Raw genomic sequence first — 14465 nt, forward strand, 5'->3', positions numbered from 1 at the left:
TCCATCCCCACCGTATAGACGGTGGGGAATTCCGCACCTTACGTTAAAGTTGACAAGGGACGGCGCGGCCAAGCGCAATCCAAAAAGTGACGGGATCCCGATCCATGCTCTTTTCGCCTCAGCAGATACTCCCCTCCGCCCTCTACCCCCTCCTGCACCAGGGCCTGAAAACTCTTTTCCCGGAGGCTCTCTGGGAGCTGCCGGCGGATCCCTCTAGACGGCAAGTGGCCCTTACCTTTGACGACGGCCCCCACCCGCAGCACACGCCAGCTCTGTTGCAGGTTTTACAGGAGTTTCAGGTGCCGGCCACCTTCTTTGTGTTGGGGGAACGGGTGCAGCGCTGGCCCCACCTGGCCCGGCAAATCCGCCAACAGGGCCACGGGATTGGTCTGCACGGCTGGCAGCATCACTCCTTTACCCAGCTCAGCCGCAGCGAATTGCACAACAGCTTGCGGCGCAGCCAAGCCGCCCTGGTGGCTGCCTGCGGCGGGATCCCAGAAGAATATCGGGCTGTGCGTCCCCCTAACGGACTGTTTTGGCCGCAAACGCTGGTGGATCTGCGCCGCTGGGGATTTTTTCCGGTGATGTGGAGCGTGGTGCCCGAAGATTGGCTGGAACCACCAGTTGCCCTGGTAGTAGAGCGGGTGCTGGCCCAGGTGCGGCCTGGCTCTCTAATTGTGCTCCACGATGGCGCCCAGGGAGGATCTCAAGTAGCCAAGGTGACGCGCCACTTGATCCCGGCCTTGAGAGAGGAGGGGTTTGACTTTGTCAGCCTGCCGGATCCTGGGGACCTTCCCAGTTGCGGAAAAGATTGAATACAGTAGGAGTCAGCTATCGAGCAGGGAGCAAGCCATGGGTGCGCGCAAGATCATCTACGGCATTTTTGGGCAGCGGGCCGGCAGCGTTATCGTCGGTACTTGGAACTGGCTGTGGGGGATCCCTGTGGACAAGGGTGGCACAGGGGCGGTGATGGTAGCAGAAGAATCGCTACGGGCCATGCAAGAGACCGTGCAGCGTCTGACCGAAGCCGTCGCCACCCAGGTAGCTGCCTACCAGCGGGCCGAGCAAAAGTACATGCAAAAGGTGCGGGAGTACCAAGCGCTGGAGAATAAGGCTCGCCTGGCCATGCAGCGAGGGGATCAAGAGGCCGCCCGCCTGGCCATGGCGGAAGCGCTGCGAATTGAGGCGGTTCTCGGCCCGCTCAAAGAGAACGTGGAAACAGCGGAGCGCTACGTTACCGCTGCCAAGCAAAAGCTGGCCCGGGAAAAAGAGCGGCTGGCGGCCTACAAGAGCGAGCTGAGCAACCTCAAAGACATCAACGAGGTAAACCAAGCTCTTGAGCAGATGACTCGCGTCAACAACGCCTACAACATCGACTCGGCCAAGTCCCAATTCGAGGCGGCCAAAAATGCCATCCAAGCTCGCCAGCTCAAGACCCGCGCCATGAGCGAGCTCTCCGAGGATCGCAGCGAGCAACTTGCCGCCCAACTGGATGAAATGGCCATGGACGACGAAGTCTCTCGCCGGCTGGCCATGCTCACTGGCCAGGGGGGCAGCTCCGCCAATCTGCCCTTGCCGGATCTGGATTTCGAGAAGCGGCTTCCCCAATAGTGGGGATCCCTTCTGGCTATTGCCCCGCCTTGTCGGGTCTTTTCCTTCGCTGGGGTGTCGTTCCCGGGGGAGAGGGTCAACTTAGTCCTCGGCGAAATCGGCTTCCACCACCCCGCCGGTCTCGGGGCTGGCAGCCACTGCCTGCGCCGGCACAGCTTGTGCCACCTGTGGCACTTGCACGATCTGGGGCGTGAAGACAAACAAGTTGTACACCGTGTTGCGGCGGATGTTGTCCATCATCTCCAGGAACAGCTCATAGCCCTCGTTCTTGTACTCGATGAGGGGATCCCGTTGGCCATAGCCGCGCAGGCCCACCGCTTCCCGCAGCGCCTCCATCTGCTGTAGGTGCTCCCGCCAGAGGGTGTCTACCTGTTGCAACAGGAAGAAGCGCTCCGCCTTGCGCATCAGGCCAGGCTCAAACGTATCCAAGAAAGCTTCTTTGGCCTCGTAGGCTAGCTCTGCCTGCTTGATCAGGTGGTTCAAGATCTGTTCGTAGGAGAGATCCCGCAAGTCGTCGGCCTTGAGATTCTCTTTGAGCAGGGGGATGAACTCCTGCATCTTGGCGGTCAGCTTATCGATTTCCCACTCTTCCGGCGGCAGCTCCGGGTTGACGTGAGCCCGCACGATCTCTTCGACGGTCTTGCGCACGTAGTCCAGGATCTTGGGTTTGAGGTTCTCCCCTTCCAGGATGCGCCGCCGCTCCGAGTAGATGGCCCGCCGCTGGTTGTTCATCACCTCGTCGTACTCAAACACCTGTTTGCGCAGGTCGAAGTAATACACTTCCACCTTGCGCTGGGCGTTCTCCAGGCTACTGGAAAGCAGCGGGTGCTCGATGGGCATGTCCTCATCCACCCGGAACATATCCATCAGCTTGGCCACCCGCTCGCCGCCGAAGATCTTGAGCAGGTTATCTTCCAGGCTGAGGAAAAACCGCGAGGAGCCAGGGTCTCCTTGCCGTCCGGCGCGGCCCCGCAACTGGTTGTCGATGCGACGGGACTCGTGGCGCTCCGTGCCGATCACGTGCAGGCCGCCCAGCCGCACCACTTCCTCGTGCTCGGCCTCGGTTACCTTTTCGTACTCGGCCTTGATGCTGTTGTAGACCTCCCGCAGTTGCAAAATCAGCGGATCCTGCACTGGCGCCTTCTCCGAGGCCACCGCGATGAGATCTTCCACCACCAGCTCCGGCAGGCGGTTCAACCCATACTTGGCCACCGCCGCCGCCACCACCTCGTCTAGAGCCTGACTAGTGCGGGGTGACAGCTCACAGGGGTAAAAGTTGGGAGAGACCACCGTCCAGGATTTTTTCGGCTTGGGCGAGGTTCCGCCAAACCCTTGCCCACCGCCCCGTCCTACCATGGGAACGGATCCCAGCGGGTTGTCGGCGTCCAGTTGCACCAGCTTGGGCATCAGCCGTTCCCGCAGCTTGAGGCGGGCCATGTACTCCGCATTGCCGCCCAAGATAATGTCCGTGCCGCGCCCGGCCATGTTGGTAGCAATGGTTACAGCACCTTTGCGCCCCGCCTGGGCGATGATCTCCGCTTCCCGCTCCACGTTCTCCGGCTTGGCGTTGAGGAGGTTGTGTGGGATCCCCATTTCCTTGAGCATGGCCGAGAGGCGTTCGGATTTCTCCACGCTGGTGGTTCCCACCAAAACAGGGCGCCCCTGGGCGTGCATGTGGGCAATTTCCTCGGCGACCGCTTTCCACTTGGCGTTTTCGGTCTTGTACACCAAGTCGGGGGCGTCTTTTCGGCGAATGGGCCGGTTGGTGGGGATCACCGTGACTTCTAGGTTGTAGGTTTTGCTGAACTCGGCTTCCTCGGTGCGGGCGGTGCCTGTCATGCCGGAGAGCTTAGGGTATAGCAGGAAGAGGTTTTGGTAGGTGATGGTGGCCAGGGTTTGGCTCTCGTTTTGAATCGGCACCCCCTCCTTGGCCTCCACCGCCTGGTGCAGCCCGTCTGACCAGCGGCGACCAGGGAGCACCCGCCCAGTGAACTCGTCTACGATCACCACCTCTTGGTTGCGGACGATGTAGTGGACATCCCGGATGAAGAGCTCCTTGGCCTTCACCGCATTAAAGACAAAATGCGCCCAGGGATCCTTGGGATCGAACAAGTCGGAGACCCCTAGCAACCGCTCGGCGGCTTCAAAACCTTCGTCGGTGAGGATGACGTTGCGGGCTTTTTCATCCACTTCGTAGTGCTCGTCCCGGATCAGCTCCCGCGCCACCTGGGCCGCCTTGAGGTACTTTTCGGAGGGACGGGCCATCTGGCCGGAGATGATCAGGGGAGTGCGGGCCTCGTCGATGAGGATGGAGTCCACCTCGTCGATGATGCAGTAGTTAAAGGGCCGCTGCATCACCTCTTTGATGTCGGTGGCCATGTTGTCCCGCAGGTAGTCAAAGCCCAACTCGCTGTTGGTGCAGTAGGTAATGTCGCAGTGGTAGCTGCGCCGCTTCTCGTCGCTGGACATGCCCTCTTGCACCAGGCCAACCGTTAGGCCCAGGAAGCGGTGCACCTGCCCCATCCACTCCGAGTCCCGCCGGGCCAAGTAGCCGTTGACAGTAACGATGTGAACCCCTTTCCCGGTTAAGCCGTTTAAGTAGGCAGGCAGGGTGGCAACCAGGGTTTTCCCTTCGCCGGTTTTCATTTCGGCAATCTGCCCTTCGTGCAGCACCATCCCACCAATGAGCTGCACATCGTAGTGGCGCAAGTTGAGAACCCGCTTGGCCGCTTCCCGCACCACCGCAAACGCCTCGGGCAGGAGATCGTCGAGGGACTCCCCTCTATCCAAGCGCTGGCGAAACTCGGCGGTCTTGGCCCTGAGCTCCGCATCGGAAAGGGAGGCGATCTCAATCTCCAGCGAGTTAATCAGCTTGACGACAGGGAGGTACTGTCGGATCTTGCGATCGTTGGGATCCCCGAAGAGTTTCTGGAGGGCTTGGAGCATGGGCGAGCCTAGGCCAATAGAACGGGTATAGCGCAATTTTATCATTCCCCTCCCATTGTCTTGGGCGGCTAGAGCTTTGGCAGGAGGGAGGTGCTTGCGGCCAAGGGCAAGAAGATGTCAGGCTAGGGAAGCAAAGGGATCCTACGGCTTATGAATTTCTTGGGCATTGGGCTGCCAGAAATGCTCGTTATCTTTGCAGTGGCCCTCTTGGTGTTTGGGCCGCGCAAGCTGCCAGAGGTGGGTCGTGCCTTAGCTAAAACCTTGCGCAGCCTACAGGATGCTGCTAGGGAGTTTGAGGCGCAGTTAAGTCAGGAGGCCCAGGAGCTGGAAAAAGCTGCCCGCGCCTCTGCTCCCCAGACAGCAGTTGCAGCTTCACCCAAAACCAACCCCGTCGCCACCGCCGAGGCAGCTGCAAAACCCGTAGCTGCGGCAGAGCCTGGGGCCCCTGCGGACAACAACCCACCGACAGCAGATGCTGCCTAGCTTCCTCGCTTCGGCCTGGAGATCCCCTGCCTTTTTGGACAGGGGCAGCCATACCTCGCTCCAGGGATGGAGGCTGCTGTCCCGCTTGCTCTTGGTTCAAATCCTAGGGTAGAAGGGCTGACTTTATGCCCACGGCCACTTTGTTGGTCTCTTGTCCGGATCAAAAAGGGCTGGTAGCCAAGCTCTCCAACTTCATCTACAGCTACGACGGCAACATTCTTCACGCCGACCACCACACGGATCTCGAGGCAGGGCTGTTCCTGAGCCGCATCGAGTGGGATTTGGAGGGCTTTCGTCTGGAACGGTCGGAGATCGTCCCCGCTTTCTCCGGCATTGCCCGTGGCATCCAGGCCAACTGGGAGCTGCATTTTTCTGACACCCGCCGGCACATTGCCGTGTGGGCCAGCAAGCAGCCCCACTGTCTGTTGGATCTGATCTGGCGCCAGAGGGCTGGGGAGCTGCCGGCGGAGATCCCTTTGATCATCAGCAACCACCCCGACTTGGAGCCGCTGGCCCGCTCCTTCGGCATCGACTACTATCACATCCCCGTTTCTCCGGAGAACAAGGCCGAGGCAGAGGCCCGCCAGCTTGCCTTGCTCCAGGAGTATCGCATTGACTTGGTGGTGTTGGGCAAATACATGCAGGTCTTAAGTGGGTGGCTGCTCCGCCAGGCGCCGCCGGTGATCAACATTCACCACTCCACCCTGCCTGCTTTTGCCGGTGCCAACCCCTACCAGCGCGCCCACCAGCGGGGCGTCAAGATCATCGGCGCCACTGCCCACTACGCCACCGAGGAGCTGGACGAGGGGCCAATCATCGAGCAGGACGTGGTGCGGGTGAGTCACCGCGACACAGTAGCCGACCTCATTCGCAAGGGCCGCGACATGGAGCGCCTAGTCCTGGCCCGGGCCGTGCGCTATCACCTGGAAAATCGCGTGCTGGTCTACCACAACAAGACGGTGGTGTTCGCTTAGGGGAGCCGCGCCGTTCCAAGGGATCCCTTCCTCAGCAGGGCGGCGCTCCAGAAAGAGAACTGCTCTGCCAAACTGGAAAACAAGAGTAGAGGTGGGATTATGGCCTTCGATTGGTTTCGCCGTCGCTACACCGACTCCAAGGGTGGAGCAGAATCCTCCTCCCAAAACCCTGAGTTGGCGGCCCCCCCAGCGCCAGAGCCGGCAGCCATGTCACCAGAGGACTACTTGGCCTTTGCCAAGGCTGCCTATGCCAACCTAAAGGCGCGGGCTGCAGCCCAAGCCACTCAAGCAGAGGTTGTCTCCCCAGCCGCCCCAGCGCCAGAATCGCCTGCAAGCGACGGATCCCAGCCCTCTGCCCCAGAGGCGGCAGCAACTGAGGCGGTCTCTCCCACCTCGCCCCCTGTCCAGCCGGTTGCTGCGCCTTCCTTTTTTGATCTGGCTCCCCGTGCTGCCGAGCGCCTGCAGGCCCTAGAAGCCACTGCTGTGGAGGAGCCAGAGCCGGTGACCACAACCGTGGCCGCCCCGCCCCCAGAGCCGGCGGCGGAAGAGCTGGTTTTCGACGAGGGCTTTCGCTGGTCAGCCGAGATCCTGGCGGCCCAAGGGCGCAAACCCGAAGAGATCTCCGTAGAAGAGATCTCCTGGCTGCAAAAGCTGCGGCGAAGTCTAGGCAAAACCCGCCTTAACCTCATCAACCAGCTAAAAGCCTTAGTGGGCCGCGGCCCTCTCGACCAGGATGCCGTCGAGGAAATTGAGGCAATGTTGCTGCAGGCGGATGTGGGGGTTGAGGCCACTGAGCAGATCATTCAGGCCCTGCAAAAACGCCTGCGCGAAGAGGTGGTGCCCCCAGAGGAGGCGGTGAAGTACCTCAAGCAGCAGATGCGGCAGATGCTGACAGTAGGGGATCCCACCTTTGCGCCGCAGCGGGGCACGCTCAACATTTGGCTGATCGTAGGCGTAAATGGGGTGGGCAAGACCACCACCATCGGCAAAATTGCCCATGTGGCCCGTGAGTCTGGCTACCAGTGTCTAATTGCTGCCGCCGATACCTTCCGCGCTGCCGCTGTGGAGCAGCTCAAGATCTGGGCGGAACGCGCCGGGGTGGAGGTGATTGCCAACCCGTCCCCCAATGCCGACCCAGCGGCGGTGGTGTTTGATGCCATCACGGCTGCCAAGGCCAGAGGCACCGAGTTGCTGCTGGTGGATACAGCAGGCCGGCTACAAAACAAGAAAAACCTGATGGAGGAGCTGGCCAAGATCCGCCGCATCATCGACAAGAAAGCTCCCGAAGCCAAGGTGGAAAGCCTCTTAGTTTTGGATGCCACCCAAGGGCAAAACGGCCTGCGCCAGGCCCAGGTGTTTGCCGAAGTGGCCAAGCTAACCGGTGTCATCCTCACCAAGCTGGACAGCACCGCCAAAGGGGGGATTGCCCTGGCCATTACCCAGCAGATGCACTTGCCCATCCGCTTTATTGGTGCCGGCGAGGGGCTAGAGGATCTGCGACCTTTTTCCAGCTATGAGTTTGTGGAAGCTCTTCTAAGCGAGTATTGAACCCCCCTGGCCATGCGTCGCCGTCAACTTCTGCCCTGGAGCGCTGCAGTGGTGGCGGCTGGACTGTTGTGGGCTTGGGGCGGATCCCACTGGCTCCAGGCGGGCATGGAGCTGACTCTGGCCAGGCCAATTCAAGATCCAGGAGCACTGCAGGAATTTGTTGCCACCTTGGCCCAGGTGCTGTCGGGGGTGCTGGGCTTCACCCTCTCGGTGGTGGCGATTGTGGTGCAGTTGAGCGCGGATCGCTTTACCCCCAAGGTCACCGAGCTATTTTTGCGCGAGAAGGTCAACTTCTACCTGTTCTTTTTTCTCATCCTGGCCAATGTGGTCAGTTTGTGGAGCTCGATGGCCCTTGGTTTCTTCGACAATCCAAGACTGCTGATCGGGCTTAATTTGCTGCTGGGCACGGCCTCGTTTTTGCTACTGATCCCCTACTTTCACTTTGTGTTTCACTTCCTGCAGCCAACTTCGATTGTCCGCCGCATCGAACAGCAGGCACAGCAGGCGATTCTCAGATCTCTGGCTTCCCGGCCTGCCCAGTTCCTACTTGCCAGACGACCTTTGGGCCCCGAGCAGGCCTGCCCCTCTGCGCCAGAGCCTTACTCGACAGCCCAGCAGCGCTGCCTGGCGGCTCTAGATGAGATCAAAACCATCGCCACCAGTGCTCTGCATCAGCAGGAGGGGGTTATCCTTCTAGAGGCCTTGGATAGCCTGAAGGCCCTGTGGCTATTCTATGCCGAGCACAAGGCGCACCTGCCCTGCTCCTGGTTTCTCCTGACCCCCGCGCTGCGGCGGGATCCCGACTTTGCCTCGGTGGATGAGCGGCTATTGAGCCAGATCGAGGCGGAGGGATCCTGGCTGGAGCTGAAGATCCTGCGGCAGTATCAGGCTCTGTTTGCCGAGGGGCTAAATGGCATGCGCCAGGTGAGCACCCTGGTAGCTATCCACACACGGGATCTGGGGATCCGGGCTCTGCAAAGCCAACAGCTTCGGCTTGTGGAGTGGGTAATCAAGTTTTTCAACACCTACCTACGGGCCGTCATCAACGCACGAGATATCCGCAGCGGCTACAACCTGCTCAAGCAGTACCGTCTGCTGGCCGAGGCTGCTTTGCGCCAGCGGCAGCCGGCATTGGTTTTGCAGATAGTCAGCCATTTTCGCTACTACAGCCTGGTGGCCTACAAGGCCGGCCTCTTTTTCCTCTGCGAAACCTTTGGCTTCGACCTGGGCGTTTTGGCCCAACTGAGCTGTGCGCTGCAAGCGGAAACAACAGAGGCCATCCTGCAGGTCTTGTTGCGCCTAGATCAAGACCCGGAAAGCGAGCAGCAGGAAGCCACCCTACGCGGGATCCGCAAAACCCAAGTCCGCTTGGCAGCCTATTTCCTCAGTTGTGGCCGGGAGGATTGGGCGAGGCTGATCTATCAGGACATGCAGCACGAGCCCTTGGCCCGCCTTCAGATTATCCGCCAGGAGCTGCTCTCTACGGCGGCAGAGTTTTGGGAATTTACCGACCGGGGGGAGAACTTCTACTACCTGGAGCCCGCCCTGCAACCCTATGCCGAGCAGTTTTTTGGCTGGTTCCAGGGACTGACCTCACTGGTAGATGGGCTAGAGAGTACCTCTGGATCCCTGGAGCTTCCGTGAGCTACCCGCGCTTATGCCGACCCAGAGAAGGTGGGGGCTTAAGGGTTCTGTTCCGCTGGCGAGTCGGCAAGCCAATCACGGCTGGTTTACCCACAGACCCACAAGTGCCATCACCTTCGCAGCGTTAAAGTCTGCGTCTCCTTGCTAGCCTCAACCGGCATTACCGACAGAGGACAGGGCTCCTACGGATTTTGGCTGGAAAAAGGCCAGATCTCCTTCGGTAGCGTCTAGTCTGGTTAGAGCTGCCACTTGCTGCCGTCATGCGTCCTTCCGGCAACCCCAACCGTCTAAGCAGTACTTCTTTTGTCCAGTTTCGCCGCGACCCAAACCTGCTGTCCTTTTGGGGCCTGAGCCTGTGGATCACGGGCCTGGCGGTGCCCCTGTTTGTGCTTTCGGGGGCGGATCCCAGCTTGGCTGGCTGTGACGAGAGCTTTTATGCCCAGATGGCCCGCGAGCTGCTGCGGGGAGGCAACTGGCTGGGGCCAACTTTTCTGGGGGAGCCCTTTCTTGAAAAACCTCCCCTGCTTACCTGGAGTGTGGCCCTCAGCTTTGCCCTCTACGGCGTAAACGAGTGGGCGGCGCGGCTGCCCGGGATCCTAGCGGCTCTGCTTTCTATTCCCCTCATTGGCTGGATTGGGCGGGCCTTTTTGCCAACCCGGGCGGCCCTGCTGGGCATGGCGGTTTTACCCCTCTGCTACCTCTGGGTGCAGCAGGGACGGCTGGTGGGGCAGGACGTGCCTCTAACCTGCCTAGAGCTCTTGGGGATCCTGGCCCTAGTCAACGGCAGCCGCGGCCACCGGCCCTGGTTTTGGCTGGTGGGGATAGCCTTTGGGCTGGGCCTCTTGATGAAGAGTGCCATGATCCTGCTGCCAGCGGTTGCTTTGATCCCCTACCTGTGGCAGCAGCGGCGGCATTGGCTGGGATCCAGCTCTTTTTGGCTGGGGATGTTGCTGGGCCTGGGGATCTTTGGGCTCTGGCTGGTGCCGGCTATGGGGGTGTATGGCGCAAAGGTGCTGGCTGCCTTGGTGGGGAAGGTATGGGATCTGGGGCGAGAACCCTTCCATGCCGATGCCACTGGCTGGTACTACTTTTGGCACCTCCCGATCCACGGCTTTCCTTGGACGGTTTTGGCCTTGGTAGGAGGCTGGCTGCTGCTGCGGCAAAAGCCGGGATCCACCCTGCTGGTTTGGTCTTTCCCCCTGCTGCTGTTTTTGCTCTTGCAGCTCTACCCTACCAAAACGCCCTACTACACGGTACAGCTCTATCCCTGGCTGGCTCTCCTGGCAGGAGTGGCCCTGGATCAAGCTCTGCCGTTTCCGCTCCGCACCGGCTCGGTGGCAACAGCGGGACGAGGGTCTTTGCGAGACAGGCCCCACCTGGCCCAGGTGCTCTCCTGGGGGCTGGCGGCGGTGGGGACCCTGCTTTTGGGTTTGGGAGTGGCCGTCAGGCGGGATGTCGAGGGATTGGAGCTGCTCCAACCCCACGCCTGGTCGTTGGTGGCCATTGGTCTGTTGTATCTGCTCTTGCCGGCAATCTGGAGCTGGCGGCGGGTGCTGCACTATGCTGGTGAACTTTGGGTGGGTACGCTCCTAGCTGCCAGCATCCTCACCATGGTCAGCATTGTTCTGCGGCCTGACTTTGGCAATTTCAATCCCGCCTTCGCTCAGATGGACTGGAAACAGATGCTGGGCTCTGCCGACCCCGATTTTCCCGTGGTAGACATTGGCCACAGCGGCCTGCCGGATGTCTGTCAAGCCCAGGCCCTCGCCTTCTACACCCCTAACCCCGGGCGATGGGTGGATAACCAGGCCCTACGGGCAGGGGAACATGGGGATTACCTCTGGGTCTCCCCTGTCCAAGCTCAGCAGCTATCGCTCCAGGAGCTGGGGCTACAGCCTTTGGCTGAGGTGGAGGGCTGGCAACTGGCGCGTCGCCTGGATCGAGCTGCCGGGGGGTCTTCTCCCTAGCGAAATCCTCGCCGAGGCTTTGAGGCTGATCTATCTGAGAGCCTGCCCCGGTTGGTGGTGATGTCTTCCCTCTCCTATAAGGAGGGAAGCTAGGAGGGAAGGCTCAACTATCCAAACTCCTGTTCGATGATCCGCCAGCGGGCGGTCATCACCCCTGGTTCGAGGCTGAGGCGGCTGACAACCTGTTCTAGAGCCTGGTCATCGCGGGTTTGAGTAACCAGCTCCGCTTCGACTTTAACGAGGTCGGGCTTGTTCTCCAGATCTTCGCTGTAGAGAGCTCGCAATTTGAGATGGGAAGGGGCTATGCCCTGCAGCAGCAGAGCGCGCAGGTGGGCTTCCGCATGGCTTTTGCAAATAAATGAACACTCATAGACCAGTTCCAGTTCTGTGCCTTTGAGGGGCTGCTGGTTGATGCGGTAGCCCAGGGGGCGCAGCAGAATATTGGAAATCAGCACAGCTCCTGCCCCAATAGCGGCTTGGGGAATATACCCCGCCCCGGCAAAGGCTCCCACGGCAGCCGCACACCAGATGGTGGCAGCGGTGTTCAAGCCGCGCACGCTGGCCCCTTCTTTGAGGATGACGCCCCCGGCCAAAAAGCCGATCCCCGATACCACCTGGGCAGCAATGCGGGTCGGGCTGCTTTCATCAGGAGTGAGAACTGAGAGCATGACAAACAAGGCTGAACCGGTGGCCACCAAGGTGTTGGTGCGCAGGCCGGCCATGCGCTGCCGCCACTGTCGCTCCAACCCGATGAGGGATCCCAAAATAAAAGCAACCGTTAGGCGGAAGGTGAAGTCGATCCAGGTCATAGGTCAGGCTCCAGTTCTCGTGGAGGAGTGAGGGCTAGCCGGCCACATCTGGGATCCCAAGGGCTTTGGCCGCCTGTTCCAGAGCCTGCCAGAGGGTTTCCAGTTGAGCAAAGGCCACTTCTGGTGCCAGCTTACCACCTGTTTCTAAAGCGCAGGTTAGGCTGACTCGATGGGCGTAGCGCTGCAGCAGCAACCGGAACTGAGCTGTGGTGGAAGGAGCTTTCAAGGTCATGGCACACCTCCTGAACGAATAATCGGATTCAATCTCAACCCAGCTCCCCCAGGCCGGGGGTAGCCTGGGAGCCGAAGTTGGACTGCAAGGGGAAAAGAGCGGCCTCAGAGCTCGACTTCAACGCCGACCAGCCAAGCTACCAGGGTGAAATACACCCAGAGTCCGGTGAAGTCTTTGATGGTGGTGATGAAAGGGTCGGCTCCGGGAGCGTGGTCAAAGCCCAGCTTTAAGAGGATCCAGGGCAGAATCGCCCCCAGAAAAGCTCCTAAAGTCAACACAATGGCCATAGATAGGCCCACTGCGAGACCCAACTGTGGGATCCCATTGGGTGCTCCCTGCCAGAAGTAAGCAATCACCCCAGCCGCAACCCCTAGAATGACACCAATAATGCCGCCAATACTGGCTTCTCGCAGCAAGTAGCCAAGAAACTGCTTCACGTTGATATGGCCCCAGGCGAGACCACGGGCAAAGATGGTGGTGGATTGGGTGCCAACATTGCCGCCCATATCCATGATCACCGGGATGAAGACAGCCGCCGCTGTAACTGCCTGCAACACTTCCTCAAAGGTTTCAATCACTCCCCCCACCAACATGCCGCCGATCAGGGTGATGATCAAAAAAGTGAGGCGCAAACGCACAGAATACCAGCGGGATCCCTTGACCAGCCGCTCGCTCCACACCTTATCGCGGCTGAGCAAGCTAGCCACCCCGGCCTGGGCCAAAGCCGCATCCGTAGCCTCCTCTTCCACCAAGTTGATCACATCCTCAAAGGTGATATCCCCCACCAAGCGCCCTTCGCTGTCTACCACCGGAATGGCCGGCAAGCCGGAATCCTTAAGCAGGCGGGCTGCTTGCAAATCTCGATCGGTAACCCGAGCAACAATATCCGATCCTTCGATCAGCTCCCGAATGGGTAGGTCGGGATCCACTTTCACCAGCCGCACGGTGCGCACCAGACCTTTGTAGAACCGCTGGTCATCGACCGCAAAGATGACATCCAGCTCGTCGTCCCCCAGTTGGGAGTCGCGCACGCTGGCCAAAGCGGCCCCGACGGTGAGGGTATCGCGCACCGCCAAGTAGCGCAGGTTCATCAGCCGACCGGCACTGCGCTCCGGGTAGTTCAGCAGGATATTCACGGCTTCACGGGCTTCTGGGCTGAGGTTGGCGATCAGCCGCTTGGTAACTTTGGCCGGCAGCTCCTCAAATAGACGCACCCGCTCGTCTGGGGGTAGGGCTTCCACCAGCCGGATCACCTCTGGGTCTTCCATGCTGCGGATGAGATCGGCCTGTTCTTCGGGCCGCAGATACTCAAATACCGCCATAGCTTTGTCTTTTTCCAACAGGCGAAAAGCCAAAACCCGCTGCCGTGGAGAAATCTCCATTAACTGCTGCACCAGCTCGGCAATAGGGGCACGATTGGCCGCTCGCTTGGCGGCTTCCAAAGAGGCGGGAGAGAGAAGATCGCGAAGCATGTTTTGCCGCATAACAAACCTCCGAAGGTTGAAGTTAGCCGGATAAAAGACCCGGAGGGCAACGGCCAACTCGTGCTCCAAAGCTCATGGGAGCCCTGAAGCTGAACGCCTCACAAAGCCTTAGACCCGACTCGAAGCCCAAAAGCCCAAGTCGATAAAAGGGATCCCCTGGCCCACGAACACCTACAAAAGCCAAAGCCAGGGGAAGTCCCCTTTGAAGCACTCCTGATTTTCCCTTTTCCGATGCTCAGGTCGAGCTCTGCTCAGCCCATCTGTTCGTCGCCGACCGAGAGAGCCACCCAAGCCAGAAGCTATTTGAGAAAGCTCTCCTGCCCCTTCGCGTTGGCGAAACGGGATCCTCTCAAGCGACGACTGAAGCTGTCAGCGGGAAGAAGGAAGACACCAGTAGGATGTAGGTCTCCAAGGATTTGATCCCCGAAGAGCGATCCTTGCCGGCCAGTGCTACAACTGCCAGAAGCGTCCATGGTGTTGAACGTTTTCCTCCAAGAAAGTTGAACCGGAACAACCCGGACAGCCTGAAGAGGATCTCTTCAGCCCTTTTTAGGCTAGTTGCCGGAGGGGGATCCCGTCAACCTTTTTTCCGTTCCTTGCCTATCTCGGTGGCAGCAGCCGCTTCTCAAGGGCTAACGCCCAGACCGGAGTCACTGAGCTTTTTGCCATGGGCAAGGTCGGATTCGAACCGACACGGTTTCCCGCCGCATTTTGAGTGCGGTGCGTCTACCAGTTCCGCCACTCGCCCGGACTGGAACCATTATCCT

The 14465-nt window shown here is 60.0% G+C and carries 11 protein-coding genes and 1 tRNA gene; 7 read left to right on the forward strand and 5 right to left on the reverse strand.

Features of this window, described 5'->3' with window-relative positions:
- Positions 1-104: 104 nt before the first annotated feature.
- Positions 105-815 carry a polysaccharide deacetylase family protein gene (locus tag NW835_RS10140; protein ID WP_414415218.1) on the forward strand — a complete coding sequence of 237 codons (711 nt, stop codon included), beginning with the start codon at positions 105-107 and terminating at the stop codon, positions 813-815.
- Positions 816-852: 37 nt separating this feature from the next.
- Entirely contained in the window at positions 853-1611 is a 759-nt protein-coding gene (locus NW835_RS10145; protein WP_414415219.1) for a PspA/IM30 family protein, read from the forward strand.
- A gap of 81 nt (positions 1612-1692) precedes the next feature.
- On the opposite strand, the gene secA is transcribed toward NW835_RS10145, so the two are convergent.
- Complete coding sequence (gene secA / locus NW835_RS10150) at positions 1693-4557, reverse strand: preprotein translocase subunit SecA (protein ID WP_414415232.1); 2865 nt, start codon at positions 4555-4557, stop codon at positions 1693-1695.
- A 150-nt stretch (positions 4558-4707) separates the two neighbouring features.
- On the opposite strand from secA, the gene NW835_RS10155 reads away from it, so the two are divergent.
- The 5 genes from NW835_RS10155 (at position 4708) to NW835_RS10175 (ending at position 11173) form a co-directional block, all read left to right on the forward strand.
- The gene (locus tag NW835_RS10155; protein ID WP_414365376.1) at positions 4708-5040 is read left to right on the forward strand and encodes a TatA/E family twin arginine-targeting protein translocase; all 333 of its coding nucleotides are present in this window, start codon (positions 4708-4710) and stop codon (positions 5038-5040) included.
- A gap of 125 nt (positions 5041-5165) precedes the next feature.
- The gene (gene purU, locus NW835_RS10160) at positions 5166-6014 is read left to right on the forward strand and encodes a formyltetrahydrofolate deformylase (RefSeq protein WP_414415220.1); all 849 of its coding nucleotides are present in this window, start codon (positions 5166-5168) and stop codon (positions 6012-6014) included.
- A gap of 99 nt (positions 6015-6113) precedes the next feature.
- Positions 6114-7562 carry a signal recognition particle-docking protein FtsY gene (gene ftsY / locus NW835_RS10165; protein WP_414415221.1) on the forward strand — a complete coding sequence of 483 codons (1449 nt, stop codon included), beginning with the start codon at positions 6114-6116 and terminating at the stop codon, positions 7560-7562.
- Positions 7563-7574: 12 nt separating this feature from the next.
- Positions 7575-9206 carry a DUF2254 family protein gene (locus NW835_RS10170; protein WP_414365371.1) on the forward strand — a complete coding sequence of 544 codons (1632 nt, stop codon included), beginning with the start codon at positions 7575-7577 and terminating at the stop codon, positions 9204-9206.
- A 260-nt stretch (positions 9207-9466) separates the two neighbouring features.
- Positions 9467-11173, forward strand: a complete 1707-nt coding sequence (locus NW835_RS10175) for an ArnT family glycosyltransferase (protein ID WP_414415222.1) — start codon at positions 9467-9469, stop codon at positions 11171-11173.
- Between the two features lie 107 nt (positions 11174-11280).
- On the opposite strand, the gene NW835_RS10180 is transcribed toward NW835_RS10175, so the two are convergent.
- The 4 genes from NW835_RS10180 to NW835_RS10195 all read right to left on the reverse strand — a co-directional run bounded on the left by NW835_RS10180 (position 11281) and on the right by NW835_RS10195 (position 14446).
- Complete coding sequence (locus tag NW835_RS10180) at positions 11281-11982, reverse strand: MgtC/SapB family protein (RefSeq protein WP_414365367.1); 702 nt, start codon at positions 11980-11982, stop codon at positions 11281-11283.
- A 34-nt stretch (positions 11983-12016) separates the two neighbouring features.
- The gene (locus NW835_RS10185) at positions 12017-12214 is read right to left on the reverse strand and encodes a hypothetical protein (RefSeq protein ID WP_414415223.1); all 198 of its coding nucleotides are present in this window, start codon (positions 12212-12214) and stop codon (positions 12017-12019) included.
- Between the two features lie 104 nt (positions 12215-12318).
- Positions 12319-13686, reverse strand: a complete 1368-nt coding sequence (gene mgtE, locus NW835_RS10190) for a magnesium transporter (RefSeq protein ID WP_414336797.1) — start codon at positions 13684-13686, stop codon at positions 12319-12321.
- Between the two features lie 680 nt (positions 13687-14366).
- Positions 14367-14446 (reverse strand) — tRNA-Leu (locus tag NW835_RS10195).
- Positions 14447-14465: the final 19 nt, after the last annotated feature.

It is taken from the genome of Synechococcus sp. OH2 (assembly GCF_047462155.1).
In the GTDB taxonomy this organism is placed as follows: Bacteria; Cyanobacteriota; Cyanobacteriia; order Thermostichales; family Thermostichaceae; genus Thermostichus.

Coding starts and splice junctions, on each gene's coding strand:
- NW835_RS10180 (WP_414365367.1), bottom strand. CDS start 11,982: ATGACCTGGATCGACTTCACCTTCCGCCTAACGGTTGCTTTTATTTTG.
- secA (WP_414415232.1), bottom strand. CDS start 4,557: ATGCTCCAAGCCCTCCAGAAACTCTTCGGGGATCCCAACGATCGCAAG.
- mgtE (WP_414336797.1), bottom strand. CDS start 13,686: ATGCTTCGCGATCTTCTCTCTCCCGCCTCTTTGGAAGCCGCCAAGCGA.
- NW835_RS10175 (WP_414415222.1), top strand. CDS start 9,467: ATGCGTCCTTCCGGCAACCCCAACCGTCTAAGCAGTACTTCTTTTGTC.
- purU (WP_414415220.1), top strand. CDS start 5,166: ATGCCCACGGCCACTTTGTTGGTCTCTTGTCCGGATCAAAAAGGGCTG.
- NW835_RS10185 (WP_414415223.1), bottom strand. CDS start 12,214: ATGACCTTGAAAGCTCCTTCCACCACAGCTCAGTTCCGGTTGCTGCTG.
- ftsY (WP_414415221.1), top strand. CDS start 6,114: ATGGCCTTCGATTGGTTTCGCCGTCGCTACACCGACTCCAAGGGTGGA.
- NW835_RS10170 (WP_414365371.1), top strand. CDS start 7,575: ATGCGTCGCCGTCAACTTCTGCCCTGGAGCGCTGCAGTGGTGGCGGCT.
- NW835_RS10140 (WP_414415218.1), top strand. CDS start 105: ATGCTCTTTTCGCCTCAGCAGATACTCCCCTCCGCCCTCTACCCCCTC.
- NW835_RS10145 (WP_414415219.1), top strand. CDS start 853: ATGGGTGCGCGCAAGATCATCTACGGCATTTTTGGGCAGCGGGCCGGC.
- NW835_RS10155 (WP_414365376.1), top strand. CDS start 4,708: ATGAATTTCTTGGGCATTGGGCTGCCAGAAATGCTCGTTATCTTTGCA.